Below are 25222 nucleotides of genomic sequence, written 5' to 3'. Positions count from 1 at the left end.
TTAAAAAACAGGATACCCTTTTTATCGCTTACCCTGTCTTTATTTTTTTATCAGTTTTATTAAAAAGGTTGTCTGTCCCTCCTTGGACTCTGCTTCAATTTCTCCCACATGCGCCTCTACTATTTTCTTACAGATTGATAACCCTAAACCGCTGTGATGCTTAGTGCCGGTCGTATAATGACGTTCAAAAATATGTGGCAATACTGCTTGTTCAATGCCTTTTCCCTGATTGCTGATCTTGATTTGATAGCTGATCGCATCTTCAAGTAATTCAATCCTAATAGGACAATTGCTTTCACCATATTCCATTGCATTGGTTATGATATTTTCTATGCAAATCGTCATTTTCTCCTGATCCACATAAAGCTCATAGTCCTCCCCGATGATCTCCAAGGTCATTCCTTTTTGCAGTAAAAGCCCTTCTAGTTTGTCTTGAACAGAAATCAATAATGATTTGACTGAAACCATTTCTTTATGTAACGACAATTCTTTATCTACATCCAATATTTGCAAAAGAGCAATTCTTTTTGATAAAATTTGTACCTTTTTAGCCATCTGATCTAACAAATAGTCTTCCCTATTTTGCTTTTTAGCAATCCCGCTGTTCAGCAATTCCACATAACCCAATAGAGAAGATGCCGGGGCTTTTAAGTCATGGGCAACATCAAAAATATAGTCTTTAAGCTGATCCTGATGAATGGTCAGACTTTTATACGCCTTGTATAAAGTAAGTTTTTCATTAACCATTAAAATTGAAAAATACACAATCAAGGCAAATCCGGAAATTTCGCTTCCCCACCCTAAATAAATCGGTTCATACCAGAATGTATTATCCATAAATAGACTGACCGCAAAGAAGATGACCAAAGCAGACAGGCATTTTAATGAAAGACTTTGCGGTTTTGATGCCTGCTTTAAAATCACATAAAGCATCATGAAACCAAAAAGATATTTATAGACTGTTCCAATATGTCCAAGAAGGACAATCATCTCATAGCGCTGAGAGATAAAGAAAGTAGGAACAATCAGGCTTACTGCCAAAATACCGATTCCTGCAGCTGCCCAACGCTTAGACACTTTAATTTGATACTGCCACAAAACAAGGAGAACAACAAAATAAATCAAGAAATAGTAGCTGACATCTTCCAGCCGATACCATAAAAAGGAACGATTGACAATTAATAAATGAATAATTCCATACAACACATAACATAGATAGCTGAAACAAACTAAAGAAAAATAACCATCTCTTGCTTGTCTGCCGGCAAAGAAGTAAGTAAATAGACAAACTATCCCCATCACAAGGGGTAAGAAGCTTTGTAAACCTTTGATCAGTGTCTGAGCACTTTGATAGATATTGATTTGCTGATTACTGCCATAAGCGATTGGATAAATCATCCCGCTGTAGTAATGATTATAATCGCTTACCTGTATGATAATCTCATTGCAGGACTGGGTTGTAAAGGTGATAGCCGTACTTAATATTTTAGGCTCATAACGCTCTTTTTCAACTTCTCCGCTTTTATAGACAAGCTGACCATTAATATAGAGATGATAAGCGGAATAAATCTCCGGCAATTGGAGAGTAACCACCTTATTTTCCTGTTCAAAGATACGCAGTCGATAGGTGGCTTGCCCGTGTGGATTTTTCGTCTTATCCCCTAATTCAAAACCACCGTACTCTCCAATATCTATATATTGTGTAGGTTTATACTCCTTGATAGTTTCCGGTGTCAGCAATAAATCTTCATAAAATTCCCATTGCTTCGATAGAAAATGAAGGTCTTGGTCAGAAGTGGTATAATCCACAATCCCACAGATGGCATCAATATCATTATATGTATATTTGTTGTCAAACTTTTGAATCAACATATTGAAAAGAAACGCAAAAAAGAAGACCCCAATAATGAATTTATATTTTTTCATTATGACCGCCTCCTTTAGCCGATATACTTATATCCTTTCCCCCACACCGTTTGAATATATTTATGGGTTGGACTTATTTGTTCGATCTTTTTTCTTAGATTCGATATGTGTACATTTACCATACGGGTATCTTTATTGTAGCTTTCTTCCCATATCTGTGAATAAATCTCTTTTTCACTGTAAATAACATTGGGATGTGTGGCAAGCAATCGAAAAATATCCATTTCTGTGGTTGTTAATTGTGTTGATTGATTCAACACAGACAGTGTTTCATTGCTGATATCCAATATTAGATTTCCAAATTTGAATTTTGTCTGTTGTTTAAGTAAATGTTTATCTTTAAGACGGGTAATCACTCTTAAACGCAGTTCTTCTAAGCTGAATGGCTTGCTTAAAAAATCATCTCCGCCCAACTCAAAAGCCTGAATGCGATTGTTTTCTTCATGATGATTGGTTAAAAAGATTATAGGAAGATTCTCATCATAACGGCGAATCTGTCGGCATAAATCAAAGCCATCACGATCAGGAAGTTCAATATCCAAGATAATAAGATCAGGTATTTTCTTTTCCATTTCTGCATTGAGAAAACGTCCGCGGTATAGTTTACGGAAATGAAAGCCTTTCTCTACCAAGTACATTTCTACGATTTCGGTTAAGTCCTGATCATCATCAATCATTAAAATATCATTTTGCACGTTTCTTTCTCCTAAAATATGTGTGTCCTGCTAACAGCGCAGCCGATGGTACGCCGATCGCTAATAAAGGTTTTATCATGGTGGTCTCTGCCTTTTCTTCACTTTTTGTCATGATCTCCGTCTCTAAAATCTCTTGATGGTCATGGCTTGTTTTGACTACCTGATTTTTATCATTAATGCTAAGGGTGACTGTTTCTTCCTGCTGCTTCCATGCATTGATCTCTTGATGAGAAACGATAAATTCTTGATTGCCGATCATCATTAAGATATCTTCTCCGGTTTTATCTAATCCTTCGATTTGTTCAGGTTCAATAATAATTTCATCTTCCTGCTCAGGCACGTCATCACGATTCTGATCCCCGCGGTGCCCGCCGTTCCCATCGGGATCCCCTACTTCAATTTCCGGCTCATCTTCTTCCGATTTATCGGTTATATTCGGTGAATTAGTATCACCATTAGGCACCTCAACAGGCGGTTTTACTTCTTCCTCTGGTACCTTCGGGACTTCGGGAATCATGTTTTCCCATACTCCATTTTCAAACTTTATTGTATTGCTGTAGCCTTCTCTTATCCCACCGGTGATATTCACTCTAAAATAGTAGGTCTTGTCCAGTAAAAGAGAACTGACAGCGGGAATTTCATAATCCACATAAGCCGTATAAGAAGTATCATAAGCCGAAGCTAAATACCACTCAAGATCATCCTTATATTTTTTAAAACGGACATTATCCATCGACACTTCAAAACTGGCACCTGTGTAGTTAACAGGATAAGACATATTGAAGCGAACATGATAAGTCTCATTATAAAAAAGGCATAGTGAAATATCCAGATTGTCGATCGGTTCCGGTACAATCTCATGCACCTCTAAAACTAAATCCGATTTGATCAAAGGAAGAAAGCGAGGATTAATCAGCAGTTTGCCTTTGATGATATTATTCTTAGACTGCAAATCAAACTGTGACAGATCCCAATTGACATCGATATCTTCCCAGTAAATGGAAGCCTTCGAAATAGAATCAACATCAAAATCATTCATATCGGTAACATAACAAGGTGCAAGCTCCTCATCTAATTCAAGAATCCCTTCATGAATCTGATCGGCTGCGATTGCATTGTCATTCATCCATGTTTCATTGATATAGGAATATTCAAATATATCAAACTGATCTAAATTGTTTAAATGATTAATTTCACAAAAAGATAACGAAAATTCATTTTTATCTCGATTTGGGTTCGGCAGCATCAAAATTGCATTCTCCCCATCTGTCTCCCATTTGGTTGTTTCAAAAAAAACGTCATAGCAGGATTCATATAACATCGCATAGCGAGACGCAATAAAGACAATAGGGAAATCACGATTATAAGCCCCTTCAATATCCAGTTCCTGATCTTTTCCTATATAAACCGCATCCCCTTTTGTCGCTGTAACATTCAGATAAGTAATCTGTGTATTGTAATACTGCGTTGAAGATTCACTGTCCAGCCAAAGTACCGGATGACTGTTTCCATTTATATCTAATCCATCGCCAATAATTTTTAAATAAGGGTCATCGAAAGATCCCTCTGCTTTAAGAATAAGAGAATAATTTAGTGTATTAATTGTTTTAGTTTGTGAAGGAAATCTGAAATCACAAAACTCCGCATTATCAATCACCAGATCAGAGGTAAGAACAAAAGTTGAAACTGCATTGTCATCCATATACCAAGCAAATAACTCTTCTTGTGTATTGCCGTATTGTATCGTCTCTTTCGCATTGATTATCTGCATTGGAAAAACAAATAGTAAAGAAACTAAAAACATCGCTACCTTTTTCATTCTCTTTATCCCTTCCATCTGTATTGTTAGATATCATGGCTCGTCTCTAGCATATGAATAACAGATATTGCTTTAATGTATCTACGTTTCAATTTTACCTTGATATGTCGCTTATTGTCAACTTAGTAAAAAACAAGAAAAATCTTCTTATTATTTCATGTATCTTTAATATAATTCCCCTATATTTAGTGAAAAATATGTATTATTAAGTTATTTTAAAACTTATGATAAGTCGCAATCGTATATAAGTTCACTTTTATTACTAGGATAGAAGATATACAGTAACCTGATTACAACATAATAGTTACAATAAAGAAGTTTATTGACGTTATCAGAAGTTGATAAATTACCTGCTATAATTGGTTTAACAAAACTGTTGCATCTGTAATACTGATCTTGCGATCGAAATAATATAAGAAAATCTGCTTATGAAGTCTTTTTTGTCAAATAGTTTTTGCTACTCATAAACTGTATATTATAAAGCGGTTAATCTTAATGACTAACCGTTTTTTTACAAACTTAACCTTAATTGTTTATTAAATATTTTTTTAATGAGAGGACAGAGTGATAAAAAACTAATTGCACCGTTTAAATTAAATATAATATATTTATATTAGTAAAGCGTTACATGAATAGCTTTATAAAGAAGCTTCTGCTATAATAGAATATAGTTTATAAGAATAGAGTAAACTCAATAAATTATATTATAAATAATTTCAGTGGAAAAAAATTTATTTAAGATTATTATAGAATACATATGAATATTTTTATTTAGTATAATTTGTAAGAGAGGGGACAGTTATGAAAAAAAAACAAAACATTACTTAATGTTATAACTTGGGGAATGCTAATATTAATTGCTATACTAGCTTTCTTAAAATGGAATCAAATAGATAAGATTTTAAGTATCAATTTGGGATTTCGCAGTGAAATAGATTGGGGTTCTTTACTTACATTTTTAATAATTGGCATTATTGCAAATTTACTTATTACATTCAATTATGTATTGCCTATAGATATATTAATGAAAAAAGGTGGAGTTAAATCTAATTCTATCTCCAACGCAATATATTTTTTAATTATACTAGGTATATCAGTATCTATTTTAGTAATATTATTTTCCAAATAAATATCAATGATTAAAAAGCCAATACTTTAAACCTCATTTATAGTATTGTTTTTTTATATTTATTCTATATAAATACTCCATTTTATAACACACTTTCCATTTTTCATGCTTATAAACAAAGCCTACTCCTGGATAGTGTGATATAATAAGGTTAAAAGGAGTTGGAATAGCATAAAAATTATTGCCTTTACTGGAGCCAAAATCAGTAAACAAAGCAATATCCCCTAGTGGATATATGTTATGGACGGTTTTTTGTATTGAATTTATACAAATTATTTTTTTGATAGAAACGTTTTATTATGCAAAAATATTTATTTTAACATTTGTAATTTTAAATAGTTGATATGTTTTCCTTGATTATTTGTCTGTATTGATTAAATAAAGGATTGTCTTTATCCTTCTCTTTTCGAATCTCACAAATTATCATCATCAATTCAGGTGTAGGGATGCTGGCTAAATTATATTCGTTCTTTTTTTCGATTGTAGCTATTCCAATTGAAAAAGCATCAGTTTTACTAACGATTTTTGGACGTAAGGAATGATGATCAATTTTAATGACTTTTTTAGGATTAATGTACTGCTGATATATTCCATATGTATTATCTTTTTGATTGATGAAATCAACAAACGGATAATTCCATAACCCTTCTTTTGAAAAATCAGTTAATAATGGATGGTCTTTTCTTAGATTGATTTGACACATCATTTCTTTTAATGGATTAAAAAGTAGATGATGACTATAACAAAAATCTTGTATTTGTTTTTCCATTGTTTTAGAAATAATAAGATAAGCCAAATCAATTGTTTGGTCATAAATTTTTTCTAGTGTTTCCCATACAGGACAGTTAACAATAGTAATATTAATTTCATCTTGAGTTGATTGACAATTCATCATCTCGTAGATAGGGGATAAAGCATAATCACCATTTCCAATAGATATTTTCAAGGATATTCTTTTGTGATCTAAATTGATATTTAGTAATTTTTCTTTTTCTTTAATCATATTATGTGCAATCATTAACACTTGTTTGCCTTTCTCAGTAAAACAAACGCCTTGATGATTTCGATAAATAACTGCATAACCTAATTCATTTTCAAAACCTTTAATAACATTACTTAAATTAGGCTGAGATACATATAAACTTTGTGCGGCTTTAGTTAATGAACCATGTTTTTCAATAGCTATTAAATATTCGAACACTTCTAATTTCATAGTTTTCACTCCTAATACTATCAAAATATATTTTACAAATTCATTATAGTCATAACTTTAGGTTATATCAATATTTAATATTCATATTTCTATCGCTCTTATTTGGCTGATACAATGTCGCTTGAGGAGGAATGATTTATGAATATTTTAAAATCAAAATTAATGAATTTGTCATCTATTAACTTATCGAGGGGTAATCCTATAAAGGTTATTACATTATTTGCATTTCCGTTAATTATCGCTAACTTATTCCAAATGCTTTATACAACAGTGGATACAATGGTAGTAGGTAAATACGTTAGTTCGTTAGCATTAGCATCAATTGGTGCAACTTCACCAGTTATTGATTTGTTATTGGGTTTAGCAATTGGACTTTGTAACGGTCTTTCAATTGTTATTGCAAAACACATTGGATCAAATGACAAAGAAACAACAAAAAAATCTATAATTAATGGTTTTTACTTAATTATTATTGTGAGCGCAATTGTTACGATTTTGGGTTTATTATTCAATAAATTATTGTTTAATGTCATTAATGTATCACCAAATTTAATCCAAAGCGCCATGACTTATTCTACAATTATTTTTATCGGTACGCTTTTTACCACAATTTATAATTATGAATCGGCAGTATTAAGAGCGTATGGAAATAGCATGGTACCACTATTATTTTTGGTTCTTTCAACAATATTAAATATCGTACTTGATTTATTTTTTGTTCTAATACTGGATTTAGGAATTGCCGGTGTTGCTTTAGCAACAATAATTGCTCAATTTATTTGTTGTATTCTTTGTTATCGATATATCAAAACTAAGTTAAATATATTTCATTTTGAAAAAAGTGATTATCAATTTCAAAAAGCTTATATAAAAGAACATTTACAAATCGGTTTACCTATGGCTTTTTTTCAATCACTTTTAGCAGTTAGTTTTTTAGTTGTTCAATCAGCACTAAATACTTTAGGGCATCAAGAAGTAGCTGCCTATACAGCAGCATATAAAATGGATTCTTTAATGATGCAAACATTGTCTGGATTCGGTACTGCTATTTCTACTTTTTCTGCTCAAAACCTTGGTAGTGGATCATATCATCGTATTAAAAAAGGTGCAAAAGATTGTTTGAAAATTACAGTATCATTAAGTTTAATTGTATCTATTTTGGCGCATTTTTATGCTAATGAATTTATGACTATCTTTGTTAATACGTCTGAGACAACTATTATAAGTCTAGGAGTTCAATATATATCATTTACTTCAATGTGCTATTTTATTTTAGGAATTAATTTTGTCATTCGTTTTGTTCTTACTGGCATTGGGCAATCAGTTGTACCGTTAGGGATAGGTATTTTAGAAATCGTTATAAGATTTTTGGGAACATATCTTCTTATTTATCCTTTAGGGTTTGAAGGGATGATATATATTAATCCTTTATGTTGGGGAATTTCTACATTTATAATAGTATGTTTGTATCCATACTTGTTAAGAAACTCTTTCAATAATAAAAAATAGATAATATTTCATATCTTGTTTATATAAGAAAATAATTATTGATTTAACTCCACACTCAATTAAATGTCTTTGATTTATAAACTAACTTGTCTTTTTATTTAAGGGATATATGATAATGATCTTATAAATTATTATCACTATATAGATATTTTACAATTAATGACTTTTGGATATATAGAAGAATTTTATCAAAAAAAGATTTTGAGTAAGTTAATAATGCTCAAAGATATTTAGCATATATGTATATGAATGGATGGATATTAATAAGATTTTTCCAATATATAATCTAAAAAACTATGAAAAAATGTAATATGTTGGAGAATTAATAAAAAAAGAGATTCATTTTACAATATTTTGGTAGATACATTAGAAAAATACCAAATAGATGTAAAACAATTAAACAATAGGAATTATATCGTTTCTATTTTTGCGAGAAGAATGTCAACATTAATTTCAATTAATCAAAAATTTAAAGGAGTAACTGTATTATTCAATGCTAATAACAAGAAGGATGTTAAAATTTATAATGCTTTGAAACATTTACTACGGAAATGGTAAAAGTATCGATTACAGTTGTTCTTTTTGATGATAAAGAAGTTAAGGTAATTGATGAACATAAAATGTGTTAATTAAGAAAGGATGATTATGATGAAAATTATTGCCTTTACCGGAGCAGGAATCAGTAAACAAAGCAATATCCCTACATTTATGGAGAGACCGGATGTTAGAGAAAAGCTATTTAGAAGTTACGCAAGCAGGCATCATGAAGAATATAATGAAGTCATCAAACAGTTAAAAGCGAATATGAATGGCGCTAAGCCCAATGATGCACATTATGCCCTAGCCGAATATAAGATTCCTATCATTACGATGAATATCGATGGATTACATAAACTCGCCGGAAGTGATGCATTGGAGCTGCACGGAGGACTGCCTGAAGATAATGAAATGGATATTGCTTGGTCACTCTATAATAAACCGGTATTATATGGAGATCCGGCACCAAATTATCAGAAGGCGTATGAGATGATTTATGATTTAAAGCCGGGGGATCTATTTATTGTGATTGGCTGTTCCTATCATACTGCAATCGCCTGTGATCTAAGAGAGCTCGCCAAAAGCAGAGGAGCATCAATCATTGAGATTCAAGAAGATGCGGCTCATAATGTGAGAAAGACATTAAAAGAAGTTGTAAGATAAGCAAAAACGATACCCAAAGACCGGATATCGTTTTTTCATTAGGATGAAAGTGGCTGACGATGAGCTAAGCGAACCGCTTCCCGACATTTAGCCATCAAATCCTTAGCTCCCTCCCAGTTCAATGCTTTAGCGTTCTCCAACAGTTTATTCTCTAATAAATGAGCCTGAATAACCAGATTATAATAAAGCTGGTGATCCATATTTTCTACGTGACAGATTTGTGTTAAAAGCTGTGTTGTATGAATATATTTTTTCCATAACTGTTTTGTTGCCTGTTTTCTTTTAAATGGGAAAAATAAACAATTTGCTATCCAGCCAATGAGGATTCCCAGCAAAACATATCCCAATCGGATTCCAAATATTTGCCCAACTGCTTCCCAGCCAAAAGCATTCATAAATACCGCACCGCCTAAAGCACCGATAGTCGAACAGGCAAACGTTGCGGAATAATCTGTGAAATAATAAGAAACATAGCCTGAAAGCATCATAATAAAAGTCCGCATCGATAAAGATGACAGCAATGAATATAATAAAGTTCCGACTATTCCACCAATCAATGTTGCTGTTAAACGTTTTTTAGCTTTCATTTTTATATCATCAGCATATGGCAAAGAAACAGACGCCAAAGTAAACAACAGCCATTTGCCATGAGGAAGCTGAAGCATCTGCACAATAAAGGTAGCCACTGCAAGTAAAACAGAGACACGGAAAGCATAGATAACCCTTATCGAACTGATATTGAGGGCTGCCTTAAATCGGGTAGACAAAGAAAGCATGGTCTTGCGATAATGATGACGATGAGTAGGCACACTCATCTGTAATAAATGCTCATATAAGTAAGATAAACTTTGATAGATTGATTTTAAAGAGGTATTCTCAATTCCTTGGAAATCAGTTTCCGCAAAAAAAGATATGGTCTCTTTTTCTTGCATAATAAAGCTATGAAATTCTTCTATCTGAATTAATATTTTTTCAAAGAGCGGTAAATTCAAATGAACGGTTTCTTCATCTAAAGCAGAGATTAAATGTGCTAAATCTTCTAATCCTCGGCCAACATTAATCATTGCAAAACTGGCATCGGATATACATAAAACTTTTTTGCGGCGATCATAAATTAGCTTGCTTAATTCACATAGGTCTTCTCTTAGATTCTCAGGATCATACGTTTCCTCCACTCCATCTATTCGCTGCTGAATGCAAGTCTTTACTTTTAAACACATCGCCCCCAAAACATCTTGAGAGGTTTTGACAATACGCTTTCTGCCATGAATCCATTGATAAATAATGATGCAGACAGCTCCAGTCACCATTGCCAGCATACGTTTAGGAAGGTGTTCAGGAGAAACCGGAGAAATAAAAATCAAAAATAAATAAGACAAGATATAGGGAAAGTAAAGTTGATTAGCATATTCATAAGTAAAAGCATACAAAATCAAAAACAACATTATTACATTAAAGAAAAATGCCCACCATGGAGAAATAGCAGTTACGATGCATGCCACTACACTCATCAGCACCAATGTAATACTTTGAATTATAAGATGACGAACCGGGGTAGCAGTTAAATCACGCATCATCGAAGCAGACATCATAATCGCAAAAATAACGCCCACAATTGAATTTTCGGCACCAAACAGTTTTTGAAAGACATTAATAAAAATGATAATAAATAAGAAATTTATAGATGCTCTGATAAAATTCTTTTTCACATTCTTTTTTATGCTTATGAATAGTTCATGTATTTTTTTCAATAGTATAACTCCCTTCTTCAAATAAAATTAATAAGTACAAGGGGATATTCTATCACTTCTATATCTCTTGTCAACCACGTAAATTTTCAATTTTTATAAAATAAATAGCCGGTGATAATTTTATCACTAACTATCGGAATTACTAAAATAATGGATAGTTCCAGCTTTCAGCGAATATCACAAAAACAGTACCAGTCATCAAAGCTGTTTTGATCAAACCAGTAATACATTATTCTTCAATTTCTATATTATATCGAACCATTGTTTAAGAAATGTTTAATTTCTTTGATTTTATCAGGCAAACTAAAAAACACGGGCATCCCGTGTCCTAATCGTCGTTTTTTATAGCTAATGCCAGATCTGGATAATTGGTAATCAGTCCATCCACCTGCATCTCAATAAAGCGTTTCATATCTTCACGCTTATTCACTGTCCAAGTATTGACGATGATGCCTTGTTGATGCGCTTCTTGGATATAGTTAGGAATCTGCAAATTAGCATAAAAAGGATGCAAGGCATCTGCCTGAATATGTGTCGCATAATCCCAAGGCTGAACAATTCCTTCGGCATAAAGCAGTCCGATTCGTGCATTCGGATCGATCACTTTTACCTTCATCAACGTGTAGTGATTAAATGAAGAATAAATGATTTGGTGTTCTACACCGTAAGTTTTTACTAATGCAACCACTTTTTCTTCAATTCCCGGATAACTGTAAAAATCTGTTTTTAGCTCAATATTTAATAAGATGCCTGAGCTTTTTACTAATTCCAATAAATCCGATAACAAAGGCAGTTTACAAAATTCATACTGTTCCATATGATTATTATAATTGAAAGCCGCTAATTGTTCATACGTACAATCTTTAACATAGCCTAAGCCATTGCTGGTGCGATCAATCTTTTCATCATGAATGATCACGACTTGACCGTCACACGTAAGATGGACATCGGTTTCGATTCCCTCTGCCCCTAATCCGATCGCTAATTTGAATGCTTCCATTGTATTTTCAGGAGCATAACCGCTAGCTCCGCGATGGGCAATTATTTTTGTCATTTCTATTCACCTCGTTTCAAATTATAGCATAATCATCAAGATAAATATCCTCGTTTACAATAATTTAACAAATTTAATTTTATAATAATATACCCCATTCTTCTTATAATAAGCTATAATAAAGATGGAGGGATTTCTATGTCACAATTTACACAGAGATTAAAAAGAGAAGTTGTAGTATCTTCAATCATTTATATATTGGTTGGATTCATTTTCTTATTTTATCCAACGATGAGTGCTAACATTATTGCCTATATCTTAGGTGGAACAATTTTAGCTTTTGGGATCGGTAAGGTGCTTGTTTACCGTAAACAAGAAGAGATTCATATGAATGACCGTATGGATTTATTGATTGGTGCAATCGCTTTAGGTGGTGGAGTCTTTATTTTCTTTAATCCGCCTATTGTTTTATCTATCTTGCCATTCATTGCCGGAATCTTCATGATCATTGAAGCATTCTCATTAATGCAGACCATTCAGCCGTTAAAAGCCGATAAGAATATCTATAATATTTCTTTTGTCTTAATGATTATCTTATTTGTTGGCGGCATCGTTATATTGATTAACCCATTTAAAGTCGCTAAAACTGTATTGATGATTATTGGTGCTTTCTTTATCTTTGATGGCATATCTCAGCTTTATGCTACCAATCAAATAAAGCGACTGATGAATCGCTAAACACTTCGCTGTGAAGTGTTTTTTATTACAGTTGTATGGAAAGCTAGCTTGACATATTAGCAAAAAGAAGTATAATTAAAGTATGGAAAGTTAACTTTACATGAAAGGATGATACCTTGAAAAATCGCTTAGAAGAAATAAGGAAAGAACACGGAATCAAACAAGAAGAACTGGCAAGTGCTTTAGAAGTATCCAGACAGACGATCGGCTCATTGGAAAATGGTCGCTACAATCCATCTATTCTATTAGCCTTTAAAATTGCCCATTATTTTAATATGTGTATTGAAGATATCTTCATTTATGAGGAGGAATCAAAATGAAAAAGAATACAAGTATTTTCATAACTATTTTAGGAACTATTCTGCTTGCTGGCGGTCTTTACATGGTAAGAACTATCATTGATCCACAGGGAATGATGAAAACAATGCCATATCTCGCTATCGGTTTTGGGTGTGGCATGTTTGGGCATGGGCTGGGGGAACTTTATAATCGTCATATCATAGGCAAAGATCCTCAGTTAGCTAAACAGATGGAAATCAATAAAAAAGATGAACGCAATGTCATGCTGGCAAATACTGCCAAAGCAAAAGGGTTTGATATTATGACTTATGTCTTTTCTGCCTTACTTTTAGCTTATGCCTTCATGGGCTGTGGCTGGGAAATCGTTATTCCTTTTGTTGTTGCTTATTTATTTGTTGAAATATATGCTGTCTATTCTCGTGTAAAGATTGAAAGAGAATAATAATTTTTAATAAATGACTTTATCTATCGATAATGGTAAAATAAAGCTATGGGTAGAAGGAGGCATATAATGAGATTTACAGGAACCGTTCTTTCAGTTGCAGATATTCATGCAGCTAGAAAATTTTATGAGGATTTATTTAATTTAGACGTATATCAAGATTATGGCATCAACATCATGTTTACTTGTGGTGTTTGCTTACAGCAGGAATTTGATTGGCTGGTTCATCTGCCAAAAGAAAAGATTACAGATTACCCTAATAATATGGAATTATGTTTTGAAGAAGAACACTTTGATGCTTTCCTAAAAAAATTAGAAGACTACGAGGTGCAGTATCTTGGTGATGTCATCGAACATGACTGGGGACAGCGAGTGGTACGCTTTTACGATTTAGACGGACATATCATTGAAGTGGGCGAATCAATGAAAATGGTGATTCAGCGTTTCCTTAATACCGGATTAACGATGGAGGAAGTATCCGTTAAAATGGATGCTTCGGTTGAAGATTTAACGAAACTATTGAATGCAGCTTAAAAAATCAAACAAAAGAATGAAAAGGATTAAAATATGACAAATACACCTACTTTAGAAACAGAAAGATTAATATTAAGACAATTTAATGAAAAGGATATGGAGGCTTTGCTTGCGATTTATAAAGATAAAGAAGTGAATACATATTTACCTTGGTTTCCCCTAACGTCTATTGAGGAAGCTAAAGCTTTTTATAAAGACCATTATGCCGTTGCTTATCAACAACCGTACGGTTATCGCTATGCGGTCTGTTTAAAAGAAGATAATGTTCCTATCGGCTATGTGCATGTCAGCATGGAAGAGGCTCATGACTTTGGCTATGGGCTACGTAAGGAATTTTGGCATCAAGGCATCATAAGTGAAGCAAGCAAAGCGGTGGTGGAACAATTAAGAAAAGATGGCTTTAGATTTATTACGGCAACTCATGACGTTAAAAATTCCCGCAGCGGCAATGTCATGAAACAATTAGGTATGCAGTATAAATATTCTTATGAAGAACAATGGCAGCCAAAGGATATCTTAGTAACATTTCGATTATATCAGTTAAACTTTGATGGATTAAATGATCGTGTTTATGATAAATATTGGAATACATCAAAAGTTCACTTTATAGAAACTGATCTATAACCTCTATTTTAAAAGAACGCTATGTGCGTTCTTCTTTTATTATCCCCAAGATTGGATTGTGTATCTGCCATCTATATAGTAAAATGATAATTCCTCCCGAATTCTCCATATAGGGGATCGTGTTTTATTCACACTAGGAATATAGTTAGCTTATAAGATAAGGAAGGGATATTATGAATCAACTTACGATTGGAAAATATATTGCTCAAAAAAGAAAAGAAAAAAACTTAACTCAGATACAGCTGGCAGAACGATTAAACATCTCTAATAAAACCATTTCAAAATGGGAAAATGGCAACTGTATGCCGGACTACAGTGTGATTGAAAGCTTATGTCAGGAGTTATCGATCACGATTGCTGAACTGATGGACGGAGAAGATGCTAAGCAAAACAGTATTCGTGTCTATGACGAAGCGCAAATGATGGATCTTCTCAAAAGGACACAGCAGTTAGAAAAGCAGAAAAATATTCTATTTGGGATTTTATTGATCATGCTGGGAATTCGATTATTCGTTATTTCGAGAACAGTCATGATCGTTAATTTTTTCTCCGGACTGCTTTTTGGAGCGGCGATTGTCATTGTTTTAGCAGGGGGGTACTGCATGATCTATCATATCGCTAAGAATTAATGATTTGATAAAGAACAGGAGCGTGATTATGCTCCTGTTTTATTTATATTTTTGACATATCATTAGGATTCCTGCCATTAAAAATAGAATTCAAAACAAAGACACCTTCATTATTAAAATGATACATCAATTCACTCCATCATCATCTCAGCTGTTTGGATTTTATTAAAGGGAAGAAAAAAAATGATATAGCCATAGCTATACCACTTCGTTCAATAGATTTTCTTTTGCTTTAAATTGTATCGATAATCGCTTAACCATATGATGGTAATACGGTATCAGCAATACATCGGCTCCGATCCAGGCAATCGGGCTTGCCATACAAATACCGGCAAAACCAAACATTCCAGATAAAACGATTGCCGCAATAACACGCATGATCAGCTCCATTGCCCCTGAAAGCATTGGAATGAATCCATTTCCCAAGCCTTGAATAGTAGAACGGTAAACGAACAGTAACCCCAAGACCCAGCAGAATGCAGCAACAAAGCTCAGATACTCTTTAGATGTATTAATAACGTTCATCTGATCTGCAGAGACAAACAACTGTGTGAACAGACCACCGCAGAAATACAAGATGATACCGCCGATAATGCTGTAGGCAACAACCAGCTTCACGCTTGAAAGCAAGCCTTCTTTAACACGGTCAATCTTTCCGGCACCTAAATTCTGTCCGGCAAAAGTCGCCATTGCCATTCCCAATGTCATGGTTGGCATCGTAAAGAATTGTTCCACTTTTGTTCCGGCAGTATAAGCCGCTACGACATCAGATCCTAATTGGTTAATCGTACCTTGTAAGATCATGACTCCTAAAGCAGTGATTGAAGACGATAAAGCTCCGGGAATCCCAATTTTTAATAAATTTGAAATAATTTCTTTATCCAACTTAAAATGGCGTTTTGATAAATGCAAGATAGGATATTTCTTTTTCGTATAAACAAAACATAAGCCAAAGGCAATAGCTTGTGCTAAGATTGTAGCATAAGCCGTTCCTTCTACCCCCATATGAAATACAACGATAAAAGCAATATCTAAAATAACGTTTAAAATAGATGCAATAATTAAGAAAATCAGCGGAGTCTTACTGTCACCTAAAGCTCTTAAAAAAGAAGAGATCATATTGTAAGCGATAGTCGCAATCGTTCCGGCAAAGATGACCGAAATATACTTATAAGAATCATTGATGATATCCGCTGGTGTCCGCATGACCTCCAGCAATATACGAACACCGCTGACACTAATAATCGTAACAATAAGTGTAATTGCTGCTCCCAGTACGATTGACATACCAACTGTATGACGCAGTCCCTCTTCATCATTTGCTCCAAATCTCTGGGCGACAATGACAGAAAAACCATTCGCCAATCCCATAATGAACCCTAAAACAAAAAAACTGATACCACCCGTCGCTCCAACAGCGGCAAGTGCTTTTACTCCTATAAAATTACCAACAACAATCGTATCTGCCATTGAATAAAACTGTTGAAATACATTACCGATCAGCATCGGGATTGTAAACAGCAATATTAATTTTAATGGTTTACCATTTGTCATATCTTTTGACATATCCTCACCCCTAACTTTTTCAGTTTATCATAATTTAATGTAAATGCTTTCTTTTTTCAAATATTGGTAAAAGTGGAAAAGACTAAATTAGCCACGGATTTCATTGATTTTTAAAAGTTTTTTTGCTAATATGAGATAATTATATTACTTTTTATTGCAAGTTTCCTTTCATCTATGGTATACTATAAAAGCAAAAGAAAATAATTATGATTCAACGTATCACTGGTATTAGAGAATTGTATATTATCACTTGTGTACAGAAAATCTAATATTGAGTGATTTTTTTCTACATAAAGTGCTTTCTTTGGGCAAAATTTATAAGGAGGTACAAGCAATGAGTACAGGTAAAGTAAAATGGTTTAACAAAGATAAAGGATTCGGATTCATCACTATTGATGGAACTAATGAAGATATCTTCGTACATTATTCAGCAATCAACACTAGAGGATTCAAAACTTTAGAAGAAGGTCAAAACGTTAGCTTCGAAATCGTTGAAGGAGATCGTGGTCAACAAGCTTCTGACGTTACTGTAATGTAATTTTAAAACCGTGAGCAATCACGGTTTTTTTATTTCTAGTTTTCTTTCTTTTCCGGCATTTTAAAGCGCCATGACAATAAGATACATACTACCATTGTTGCCGCAAAGATATAATACGTAATCGTATAGCCAAAGTTACCACCAACAATATCGATGATCTTTCCACAGATAACTTGGAAAATTAATGCGGCTAATCCTTTTGCCAGCATGGAAGAAATCCCATAAGCCGTATTCACATATTTATCTTCCACTAAATCGAGTATGATACGAACAGCTACTAATATAAAAATAATGCTCGTCATTCCCTGAAAGAAAAACATAATCATGATCATATTCGGTGTTGGGCAGGTTGAATACCAAACAAAACGAATCAATGACATCACACAAGCAAAGATCATCAGATGTTTATAGGATACCTTTTTAATCAGCTTATCGGAAAACAATACTGCCGGCAATTCTGACAACGTTGAAAAAAGCAAGGTGGTTCCGACAATGGTTGTGGTTCCTCCTAACTGCTTAATAAATAAAGGCAGATAGATTCCCTGTGCAGAAGCAGCTCCTTGAAACAGAAAATAGATCAGCATGAACATTTTAAAAGGTTTGTTATGCCATAAAGCGATCAGGACTTCCTTTGTCGTTACTTTTTCACTTTCCCCTTCTTTAGCAAGCGGTTTTGCATCATTCATCATAATAAAGCTAAATACCATAACCGCAATCCCTACCGCAAAGATATAATAATTAGCTTTAGGTGATATATTATCATAGACGTATCCACTGATTTGAGCCCCGATCGCATAAAGAATCGATCCCCAAACACGGATAGCTCCAAAAGGATAAGGACTGGCAGTTGCCAATCGGTCAGACAGCGCGGTAATACCATTTAAGAATCCCTGTGTCAATCCGTTCATTAAGAATAAAAAGACAAACGATTTCGTATAGGCAAACAGAATTCCTGAAATAATCGCTAATATCGCCGATATTATGGCTACATATTTAGGACTGCGGAAACGATCTGCCAGAAAGCCGCAGATTGGCTGAGTAGCCATTGCAAATAAAGCAGATGCCGATGTTACCAATGATATTTCCGTTGCACTGCATCCAACATCAGCTAAATAAACGGATATAATACAAGCAAACATTGCCCATGAAAAATAAAACATTCCATTTCCCATGGCATAATAAATATAACCACCTTTTTTAAACATAATGTTACCCCCAAAAATAGACTAGCCTTAGTCTATCACTTCTTATGTTTTGCATTTGTTATTTTCATTTAATGAAAACGAATATTTAGGGCTTTACAAAATATGAAAAAAAGTAAAATAAAAAAGCAAAGAACATACCTTGCTTTTGAGTTATCTTTGATAAATCGGACCAAAATAGCCGCTTATAATTTTTATATTTCCATTCCCATCATGTATAGCTGACATTGTCTTTCTGCAATGATGACATACATAGTAATAGACGATCTTATTTGATCGTTCATCTTCATAACACTGATAGCTATGAACCTTTTTCCCACAGATACACTTTATTTGCATACTTCAAGTTCCCTCCAACATATTGATCTCTCGCATGGAAAAATGTCGTTTCCCCCGAATATGACACTTTCTGTTTACCTGCATTAGTATAACGTTACTATTATACTATATTCACTTGTTCATTCTTATACTGATTGTTTGAATAATCCGCTTTATATTCATATGTTATTTCATATGAAAAAAAACAATTCTAAGCGAATTGATCTTTTAATCATGGTGCCGATACCCAGAATCGGACTGGGGATTGAGCATTACCATTGCTCCGTTTTGCCACTAGACTATATCGGCATTACATATAATAGAATACACAATATTAAATAAAAATACAACTCTTAATTGCATAATATTAAAAAAATCTTACCCAATGGATAAGATTATTTTTTCTTTTTGCTGATAACCACTAAGATAACAATCGCTAAGATGGCTGCACCTGCAACAACGACATAAAAAACTGTCTTTGTTCGATCTCCGGTATTTGGAATCTGAGGCTGGTTAAGCTGTGGTTTAGTTTCTATTTCCGGAGCCGCTTTTTCCTCTTTTAGTTCTACTAATGCATAGGTACTAAAATGATCCGTATTAAATGTAATGTTCCCGTTTTCCACTTGGTAAATGAACTCTGAAAGCGTATTATCAGTGTTTACATAATATAGTTTCAAACGTTCATTGGCATAACCCTCGGGAATCGGCAATGTTACAGCGACCTCCTGAGCAGGTTCAATTTCATTATTTTGATAAGTTAACGCAAAGTTATAAAGGGTAACTTTTTCAAATGCTGTATTCTGATCAAGTAATGTCTGAACTTGATCTCCCTGAGAAACTTGCTGTACTTGAAGCTGAGTACCTTTAATAAAGTTTCCGTTTACCAAAATACCATTGCTGTTTAAACTTAGGGCTTCCGTTTTAGAAAGCTTTGTCAAATAACCCGAATCATTTGTATGATAAAGGTTTCCATATGTATCTGCAATCGCACTTGACATACAGTAATTAATCGCATCTCCGTTAGGCGTATACACAGATTCAAAAGTTCCCGTATTGGTTTTGAGATCATCTGTCAAGGCATACAATCCTCCCGGTTCATTGTTCATCGTAAAATAAGCGATTATTTTTCCATCATAAGCCGTTGTGATCAGCGGTGATGCCTGAACATCATTTGATGTTTCTAAACGATAGATAGTTTCTAATGTCTGACTATCCAGTACACTGATGAATCCTTTAGCACCGAACCCATATCCGCCGCCGACATAAACACGTCCATTATATACGGTTGGAGTTGAAGTCGATGAGGTATTCGGTTTTGTATCTAAAGGCTGGCTGACAGCTTTGCCAAAAGTCCCGTCAGCATCCAATGTCAGGCAAAAAATATTCCCTGCTTTAGTTGTAAAATAAAGCTGATTATTCACTAAATTGATAGCACTGGAAATAGCTTCTCCCACTTCATACTTAGTTAAAAGAGTACCTGTAGTTAAATCACAGGCATAAACATTGCCATCCAATCCGGCAAAATAAACAGCATTCTGATAAACGACTGCTTTTGACCAGTTAAATCCGCCTGTATCCTTTTTAGAAGCAAAGCTCCAAGCAAAATATTTAGTTTCCTGAGCAGAAGCTGAGTTTTCATCTTTTACATCAATGGCATAGAACTTCCCATTTGATGCATAAGTCGAATAATCCGATATATAGCTTCCAAAATATAAATATCCGTTATAATAGGTAAATCTTCCTTGCAAACTTCCCTCTGCGGCTTCACTGATCCATAAAGATGTCATCGTTTTCGCATCTACTGCTTGAACACGTCCATCTCCTAAGGGAACAAAGATCATCCCATCCCCATAGGCGATATTGACACTATAACCAAGAGAGGAAGCTAATGTCATCTTTCCGATAACATTTCCGTTTAAGTCCAGTTTAATTAACTGGGAGTTCGTTGCCGTTGCAACAAATAGCTGATCGTTAACAATAATCGGATCAGATAAAGAGTCCCATCCGCTCGTAAAGTCTTGGCTCCAAGCAATGGCTGTTCCGTTTTCATTAACAGGCGTCTGTGTTCCAACAACATTCCCCATTCCCATAAACTCATGCCAGGCAGATGCTTCTGTTCCATGAACACTATACACAGATCCTAAAATCATGACCAGCATTAACAAGCTATTGATTAATTTTTTCATATTTTCCCCCTTCACATAATCCATATTTCCATTTTATGCGCTTCATTTTCTTTGTCATCACAGGCGCCAGCAATACAATAAAAACACAGTTTGATATCATATAAATTACACTGATCGGCAATGAAGCGATCAAACTTGCAAGATAACGATGAATATCAAAAGTACCTGTGATCGCAATGACATTCCAGATTTCCATCAAAAGTGAATAAAGCACTGCTGATAAAATACCATATCCGACCATAAATTGCAAGGTGTCACGCCCCTTTTGAGCGTTCAGCAGCCACCCGGCAAAATAGCCGATAATACCGCAGCTTAACATCTGAAAAGGCGTCCAAGGACCTTGCCCGAAAAAGAAGTTAGCGATAAAAGCACTTAAACTGCCACAGACAAATCCTGAAGTTTTTCCAAAAACAGCGGCATAAATAATGATGAATGATAGTGTCGGTTTAAAGCTTGGCGTTAAGATAAACAATAGACGTCCCAATACAACAATCGTTATCATTACCGCCAGCAATACAATCTCTCGGCTTTTTGGCTTCTGTAATTCATATTGGAAGTAAAAGCAAATCAGCGACAGCACTACCAACACAATAGAGACAAAGGTATACTGGCGATCCTGAAGCTGGCGTATTCCTAACACTAAGATCAGTGGAAAGCCAATAAAGATTAAGCATCTGCGAATAATCTTATTCATCTTCTTCCACATCCTTCGCTAAAAGTATACGACGATCCAGCTTTCTGAACATCCTTCCCAAACCGGTTGTATAAAATAAATTGTTTTTAAAGAATTCACGTGTTTCCTCTGCCGCTTCAATTTTGCCGTCAAAAAGCAATCCACAGCGATCCCCAAAAGCTGCACAGAACTCTAAATCATGGCTGACACAAAGAATCGTCAATCCCTGTTTTTTTAAATCTGTCAGAATTTCTCCCAGTGTTTGTTTCATGGAAGCATCAATACCGTTTGTCGGTTCATCTAAAAGTAAAAGCCGGGGCTTTAAAAGCAAGAGCTTAATCAAAGCCAATAATTGCTGCTGTCCTCCGCTTAAATCATAGGGATGATGATGACGATACGCTTCTAAATGGAACCGTTTTAGCCATTGGTCTATCACCTCAGCGCTTTCAAGACCTTCTAATTCTTCTTCTATCGTATCATGTACAAATAGCACTTGCGGATTCTGCGGCAGCAAGACGATCTTTCGATTCAACGCTTTATCAATAGGTTTATTCTTATAATAAACTGAAGATTTTTTCCCAAACTGAAAGGCAAGATGATGAAGAAAAGTACTTTTTCCTGAACCGTTAGCGCCTAAAAGACAAAAGAATTCTTCTTTAAAAAGTTCAAAGGACAGATCTTTAAGGACACGATGACGATCATAGTCTAAACTTAATTCTCTGATCTGTAAAAAGACCTCCCCTTTAGTTGGCAGTGAAAACGGTCTGACCTTCCAATGATGCTGCCGGATATATGTATTTGCCATCTGCTTATTGGTCAATAATACCGATCTTGTCAGCTGCATATACTCCGGTAATGCCAAACGCAGAGGGTGATCTTCTTGAATCAATCTTTCCAATACTTTTTCTTTAAGACCAAATGCAGCCGCTTTTCCCTGATCGAGCCAAAGAATCTTTTGAGATAAAGGCAAAACTTCTTCAAAACGATGTTCCACCATAATGATTGTTGTTTGAAAATCATCATGAATCTCTTTTAAGAACTGTAAGAACTGTTTTGCCATAAATGGGTCTAAACGTGAAGTCGGCTCGTCTAACAATAAAATTTTAGGATTCATTGCCATAACCGCTGCTAAGTTGACGATTTGTTTTTGACCACTGGAAAGCTGATCGACAGGACGATCATATATTTCCTGTAGTTTAAAATACTGAACTATTTCAGCGACTCGATGCTTCATTTGATCGACAGGCATCCTCATATTTTCTAAGCCAAAAGCAAGTTCATGCCATACCTTATCCATGACCATCTGATCATCTGGATCTTGAAAAACAAAACCAATGTCACAACTGCTCAGCTTTTTCAGCGGTTCATTCGCAAAAGAAATCTCACCGGATATCTTGCCAACAGGCATCAGCTCCGGTTTCAAACAGCGTAAAAGAGTGGATTTCCCACTGCCGCTTGTCCCTATCACAAGTAAAAATTCTCCTTCTTTTATTTCAAAACGGAGATCGGACAAGATAGACAATGCTTCTTCCGGGTATTTAAATTGTAAATTTTCAACCTTTAACATCTTATCCCTCCTTCTTAAAACGAACAGGCAGAAGCATTAATAAAAGCATCATTGAATAACTCAGCAGATTCCACCAATCAAAAGCAATCGGTTTTATTTTTGGATAAAAATAATAATTCGAGAAGTCTTTAAAATAGTATACCAGCATCCAAAGATCAATCAAAATAATCAGGATACTGAGCTTAAAATCATATAAATTAAATTTAAATAAATGGAAATGAGTTCGCCTGCTTTGATAGCCTCGGGCATTCATTGAATCCACCATTGTCAATGAGCTTTCAAATGCCCAAGTAATACTGATAAGCAAAGCATCTAATCCTTTCTTTAAGGAAGAGGCTTTAGAATACTTCCTTTGGTAGAGAATAATGTCTTCTATCTGCTTTTTAAATTTAGGGATTAAACGAAAAATAATGGATATCATCAAGGCTAATACTTTAAAAGGCTTTGAGAATAAATAAACGATATGATCACTCGTTAAAAAAGGATGAAAAATAAAACTCCACCATAAAAGGCTCATGACCATGTTGGCAAAGACAACCCCATACATTAACGCTTCCAAAGTATAAGGCGCACCAAAGAAATAGAATAAAACGGTTGCTCCTTTGGTTACAAATATAGGATTCATTAGGATAATCAGTATATATAGAACAAAGGAATAAGCAAAGGATTGCCATTTCCATTGTTTAGATAAAATCAGCTGAATCCCTGAAACACTCAGAGAAAGAAACGTAATAATTGGGTGTGGAATCAAGACTAATAAAACAATCAGAGAAAGAAAACATAAAAAGATGGGGAATGGATGATAATAGCGACGAAAGTTAGCTAAATGAAAGGTCGCGTCCATTATCGCAAGTATACATCCATTTGATCGTATCCCCATCTTGCAGTTTTTTTTGACTGGCAGACTGATTGATAAAAGCACCGTTCACAAAATACATCCAGCCACTTAAATTTCCACAGGCATATTCCCCAATATTGCCGATTTCAGAGACATAGCCATTTCTTGCGACCAACTTGATCCCATTTAACTGGCAGGCACGTTCTAAAACGCTTAGAACACTTTCCCCTTCTTGAATCTCAACTTGAATCATAGGCAAGATATAGCCGCTTGCGGGAATAAAATCCTGATATCCCGGTTTTAGTTTTGACATATTATTAAGAATGGTTGTACATTCGATTGAAATTGTAACTGTAAATACCGGATCTTCCTTTTCCACTACTGGTGGCAGCGAGGACTGCGGAGTATCTGCCGAAGGCGCTTCATTGATCGCCGGCGGTGTTTCCTCAGTTGACTCATTAGGGATGTCACTTACTGGCGCTTCTGAATCTTGTTCTTCTTCAACCGGTGGGACCTCTTCAACGGGTTCCTCTTTGTTTTGTGTCTCTTCCTTGCCTATAGAAAGTTCAGTATTTTGCTGATCATTCAGGTTAGCCTTTGGCGTAACTTGTGGTTTTTGACAAGCGGTTAAACAACATAGACAGATCATCCATAGCCAAATTTTCTTCATACTGCCCCCTCCTTTTAATCTTTTAAAATTTTACCATAAAACCTGTTTTAATCCTAGCTATAAATCGATAAGATAAGATAAAACTATGATGATTTCACACATTTTTTACAAAACCATTCTTAAAAGACACGTTATTATAAGTATAGAGAAAGGAAAATGAG

23 protein-coding genes and 1 tRNA gene are annotated in these 25222 nt (G+C 34.5%); 9 read left to right on the top strand and 15 right to left on the bottom strand.

Features of this window, described 5'->3' with window-relative positions; translation table 11 throughout:
• Positions 1 to 39: 39 nt before the first annotated feature.
• The 4 genes from ACLRVU_RS06780 to ACLRVU_RS06765 form a co-directional block, all read right to left on the bottom strand.
• On the bottom strand, positions 40 to 1926 hold the full coding sequence (locus ACLRVU_RS06780) for an ATP-binding protein (RefSeq protein ID WP_412891271.1): 1887 nt from the start codon (positions 1924 to 1926) through the stop codon (positions 40 to 42).
• A gap of 14 nt (positions 1927 to 1940) precedes the next feature.
• Positions 1941 to 2621, bottom strand: a complete 681-nt coding sequence (locus ACLRVU_RS06775) for a response regulator transcription factor (protein WP_412891270.1) — start codon at positions 2619 to 2621, stop codon at positions 1941 to 1943.
• Positions 2611 to 4440 (bottom strand): hypothetical protein, encoded by a 1830-nt coding sequence (locus ACLRVU_RS06770; RefSeq protein ID WP_412891269.1) that lies wholly within the window; start codon positions 4438 to 4440, stop codon positions 2611 to 2613. Before ACLRVU_RS06770 ends, ACLRVU_RS06775 begins: the two co-directional genes overlap by 11 nt.
• Positions 4441 to 5900: 1460 nt before the next feature.
• Positions 5901 to 6782, bottom strand: coding sequence for a LysR family transcriptional regulator (locus ACLRVU_RS06765; protein ID WP_412891268.1), 882 nt, complete (start codon positions 6780 to 6782; stop codon positions 5901 to 5903).
• Between the two features lie 138 nt (positions 6783 to 6920).
• On the opposite strand from ACLRVU_RS06765, the gene ACLRVU_RS06760 reads away from it, so the two are divergent.
• Both ACLRVU_RS06760 and ACLRVU_RS06755 read left to right on the top strand, forming a co-directional pair.
• Positions 6921 to 8291 carry an MATE family efflux transporter gene (locus tag ACLRVU_RS06760; RefSeq protein ID WP_412891267.1) on the top strand — a complete coding sequence of 457 codons (1371 nt, stop codon included), beginning with the start codon at positions 6921 to 6923 and terminating at the stop codon, positions 8289 to 8291.
• Positions 8292 to 8936: 645 nt separating this feature from the next.
• The gene (locus ACLRVU_RS06755) at positions 8937 to 9491 is read left to right on the top strand and encodes a Sir2 family NAD-dependent protein deacetylase (RefSeq protein WP_412891266.1); all 555 of its coding nucleotides are present in this window, start codon (positions 8937 to 8939) and stop codon (positions 9489 to 9491) included.
• A 38-nt stretch (positions 9492 to 9529) separates the two neighbouring features.
• Here the strand turns inward: ACLRVU_RS06755 and ACLRVU_RS06750 are convergent, their stop codons facing one another.
• Both ACLRVU_RS06750 and ACLRVU_RS06745 read right to left on the bottom strand, forming a co-directional pair.
• Entirely contained in the window at positions 9530 to 11242 is a 1713-nt protein-coding gene (locus ACLRVU_RS06750) for an FUSC family protein (RefSeq protein ID WP_412891265.1), read from the bottom strand.
• 328 nt (positions 11243 to 11570) lie between these two features.
• Complete coding sequence (locus ACLRVU_RS06745; protein WP_412891264.1) at positions 11571 to 12296, bottom strand: glycerophosphodiester phosphodiesterase; 726 nt, start codon at positions 12294 to 12296, stop codon at positions 11571 to 11573.
• A gap of 138 nt (positions 12297 to 12434) precedes the next feature.
• Between ACLRVU_RS06745 and ACLRVU_RS06740 the strand changes: the two genes are divergently transcribed.
• From ACLRVU_RS06740 to ACLRVU_RS06715, 6 genes are all read left to right on the top strand, one after another.
• The gene (locus tag ACLRVU_RS06740) at positions 12435 to 12974 is read left to right on the top strand and encodes an HdeD family acid-resistance protein (RefSeq protein WP_412891263.1); all 540 of its coding nucleotides are present in this window, start codon (positions 12435 to 12437) and stop codon (positions 12972 to 12974) included.
• A gap of 116 nt (positions 12975 to 13090) precedes the next feature.
• The gene (locus ACLRVU_RS06735) at positions 13091 to 13294 is read left to right on the top strand and encodes a helix-turn-helix transcriptional regulator (protein WP_412891262.1); all 204 of its coding nucleotides are present in this window, start codon (positions 13091 to 13093) and stop codon (positions 13292 to 13294) included.
• The gene (locus tag ACLRVU_RS06730) at positions 13291 to 13716 is read left to right on the top strand and encodes a DUF6442 family protein (RefSeq protein WP_412891261.1); all 426 of its coding nucleotides are present in this window, start codon (positions 13291 to 13293) and stop codon (positions 13714 to 13716) included. The genes ACLRVU_RS06735 and ACLRVU_RS06730 overlap by 4 nt, the downstream gene beginning before the upstream one ends.
• Positions 13717 to 13785: 69 nt before the next feature.
• Entirely contained in the window at positions 13786 to 14250 is a 465-nt protein-coding gene (locus ACLRVU_RS06725; protein WP_412891260.1) for a VOC family protein, read from the top strand.
• Positions 14251 to 14283: 33 nt separating this feature from the next.
• Entirely contained in the window at positions 14284 to 14874 is a 591-nt protein-coding gene (locus tag ACLRVU_RS06720; protein ID WP_412891259.1) for a GNAT family N-acetyltransferase, read from the top strand.
• Between the two features lie 173 nt (positions 14875 to 15047).
• Positions 15048 to 15503 carry a helix-turn-helix domain-containing protein gene (locus ACLRVU_RS06715; protein WP_412891258.1) on the top strand — a complete coding sequence of 152 codons (456 nt, stop codon included), beginning with the start codon at positions 15048 to 15050 and terminating at the stop codon, positions 15501 to 15503.
• 198 nt (positions 15504 to 15701) lie between these two features.
• Here ACLRVU_RS06715 and ACLRVU_RS06710 read toward each other — a convergent pair whose 3' ends face one another.
• Complete coding sequence (locus ACLRVU_RS06710; protein ID WP_412891257.1) at positions 15702 to 17069, bottom strand: MATE family efflux transporter; 1368 nt, start codon at positions 17067 to 17069, stop codon at positions 15702 to 15704.
• 334 nt (positions 17070 to 17403) lie between these two features.
• Here ACLRVU_RS06710 and ACLRVU_RS06705 point away from each other — a divergent pair, with 334 nt between their 5' ends.
• Entirely contained in the window at positions 17404 to 17607 is a 204-nt protein-coding gene (locus ACLRVU_RS06705; protein WP_041138849.1) for a cold-shock protein, read from the top strand.
• Positions 17608 to 17642: 35 nt separating this feature from the next.
• Here the strand turns inward: ACLRVU_RS06705 and ACLRVU_RS06700 are convergent, their stop codons facing one another.
• From ACLRVU_RS06700 to ACLRVU_RS06665, 8 genes are all read right to left on the bottom strand, one after another.
• Positions 17643 to 18812, bottom strand: a complete 1170-nt coding sequence (locus ACLRVU_RS06700; RefSeq protein ID WP_412891256.1) for an MFS transporter — start codon at positions 18810 to 18812, stop codon at positions 17643 to 17645.
• 150 nt (positions 18813 to 18962) lie between these two features.
• Positions 18963 to 19148, bottom strand: a complete 186-nt coding sequence (locus tag ACLRVU_RS06695) for a hypothetical protein (RefSeq protein ID WP_412891255.1) — start codon at positions 19146 to 19148, stop codon at positions 18963 to 18965.
• Between the two features lie 214 nt (positions 19149 to 19362).
• Positions 19363 to 19436 (bottom strand) — tRNA-Thr (locus ACLRVU_RS06690).
• 86 nt (positions 19437 to 19522) lie between these two features.
• Entirely contained in the window at positions 19523 to 21313 is a 1791-nt protein-coding gene (locus ACLRVU_RS06685) for a PQQ-binding-like beta-propeller repeat protein (RefSeq protein ID WP_412891254.1), read from the bottom strand.
• A complete protein-coding gene (locus ACLRVU_RS06680; protein WP_412096868.1) occupies positions 21294 to 22007 on the bottom strand; it encodes an ECF transporter S component in 714 nt (237 codons plus the stop codon). Before ACLRVU_RS06680 ends, ACLRVU_RS06685 begins: the two co-directional genes overlap by 20 nt.
• Entirely contained in the window at positions 22000 to 23553 is a 1554-nt protein-coding gene (locus ACLRVU_RS06675; RefSeq protein WP_412891253.1) for an ABC transporter ATP-binding protein, read from the bottom strand. The genes ACLRVU_RS06680 and ACLRVU_RS06675 overlap by 8 nt, the downstream gene beginning before the upstream one ends.
• Before the next feature lies 1 nt (position 23554).
• A complete protein-coding gene (locus ACLRVU_RS06670) occupies positions 23555 to 24397 on the bottom strand; it encodes an energy-coupling factor transporter transmembrane component T (RefSeq protein WP_412891252.1) in 843 nt (280 codons plus the stop codon).
• Positions 24372 to 25061 (bottom strand): DUF4430 domain-containing protein, encoded by a 690-nt coding sequence (locus ACLRVU_RS06665; RefSeq protein ID WP_412891251.1) that lies wholly within the window; start codon positions 25059 to 25061, stop codon positions 24372 to 24374. Before ACLRVU_RS06665 ends, ACLRVU_RS06670 begins: the two co-directional genes overlap by 26 nt.
• Positions 25062 to 25222: the final 161 nt, after the last annotated feature.

This window comes from Beduini sp. (assembly GCF_047239305.1).
In the GTDB taxonomy this organism is placed as follows: domain Bacteria; phylum Bacillota_I; class Bacilli_A; order Erysipelotrichales; family Coprobacillaceae; genus Beduini.
This window is presented reverse-complemented; position numbering and strand designations above follow the sequence as displayed.

Bases quoted from the DNA above. Each gene is read 5' to 3' on its own strand.
- ACLRVU_RS06780 (WP_412891271.1), bottom strand. From the start codon at position 1,926: ATGAAAAAATATAAATTCATTATTGGGGTCTTCTTTTTTGCGTTTCTT.
- ACLRVU_RS06770 (WP_412891269.1), bottom strand. From the start codon at position 4,440: ATGAAAAAGGTAGCGATGTTTTTAGTTTCTTTACTATTTGTTTTTCCA.
- ACLRVU_RS06765 (WP_412891268.1), bottom strand. From the start codon at position 6,782: ATGAAATTAGAAGTGTTCGAATATTTAATAGCTATTGAAAAACATGGT.
- ACLRVU_RS06760 (WP_412891267.1), top strand. From the start codon at position 6,921: ATGAATATTTTAAAATCAAAATTAATGAATTTGTCATCTATTAACTTA.
- ACLRVU_RS06755 (WP_412891266.1), top strand. From the start codon at position 8,937: ATGATGAAAATTATTGCCTTTACCGGAGCAGGAATCAGTAAACAAAGC.
- ACLRVU_RS06745 (WP_412891264.1), bottom strand. From the start codon at position 12,296: ATGACAAAAATAATTGCCCATCGCGGAGCTAGCGGTTATGCTCCTGAA.
- ACLRVU_RS06740 (WP_412891263.1), top strand. From the start codon at position 12,435: ATGTCACAATTTACACAGAGATTAAAAAGAGAAGTTGTAGTATCTTCA.
- ACLRVU_RS06730 (WP_412891261.1), top strand. From the start codon at position 13,291: ATGAAAAAGAATACAAGTATTTTCATAACTATTTTAGGAACTATTCTG.
- ACLRVU_RS06725 (WP_412891260.1), top strand. From the start codon at position 13,786: ATGAGATTTACAGGAACCGTTCTTTCAGTTGCAGATATTCATGCAGCT.
- ACLRVU_RS06720 (WP_412891259.1), top strand. From the start codon at position 14,284: ATGACAAATACACCTACTTTAGAAACAGAAAGATTAATATTAAGACAA.
- ACLRVU_RS06715 (WP_412891258.1), top strand. From the start codon at position 15,048: ATGAATCAACTTACGATTGGAAAATATATTGCTCAAAAAAGAAAAGAA.
- ACLRVU_RS06710 (WP_412891257.1), bottom strand. From the start codon at position 17,069: ATGTCAAAAGATATGACAAATGGTAAACCATTAAAATTAATATTGCTG.
- ACLRVU_RS06705 (WP_041138849.1), top strand. From the start codon at position 17,404: ATGAGTACAGGTAAAGTAAAATGGTTTAACAAAGATAAAGGATTCGGA.
- ACLRVU_RS06700 (WP_412891256.1), bottom strand. From the start codon at position 18,812: ATGTTTAAAAAAGGTGGTTATATTTATTATGCCATGGGAAATGGAATG.
- ACLRVU_RS06695 (WP_412891255.1), bottom strand. From the start codon at position 19,148: ATGCAAATAAAGTGTATCTGTGGGAAAAAGGTTCATAGCTATCAGTGT.
- ACLRVU_RS06685 (WP_412891254.1), bottom strand. From the start codon at position 21,313: ATGAAAAAATTAATCAATAGCTTGTTAATGCTGGTCATGATTTTAGGA.
- ACLRVU_RS06680 (WP_412096868.1), bottom strand. From the start codon at position 22,007: ATGAATAAGATTATTCGCAGATGCTTAATCTTTATTGGCTTTCCACTG.
- ACLRVU_RS06675 (WP_412891253.1), bottom strand. From the start codon at position 23,553: ATGTTAAAGGTTGAAAATTTACAATTTAAATACCCGGAAGAAGCATTG.
- ACLRVU_RS06670 (WP_412891252.1), bottom strand. From the start codon at position 24,397: ATGGACGCGACCTTTCATTTAGCTAACTTTCGTCGCTATTATCATCCA.
- ACLRVU_RS06665 (WP_412891251.1), bottom strand. From the start codon at position 25,061: ATGAAGAAAATTTGGCTATGGATGATCTGTCTATGTTGTTTAACCGCT.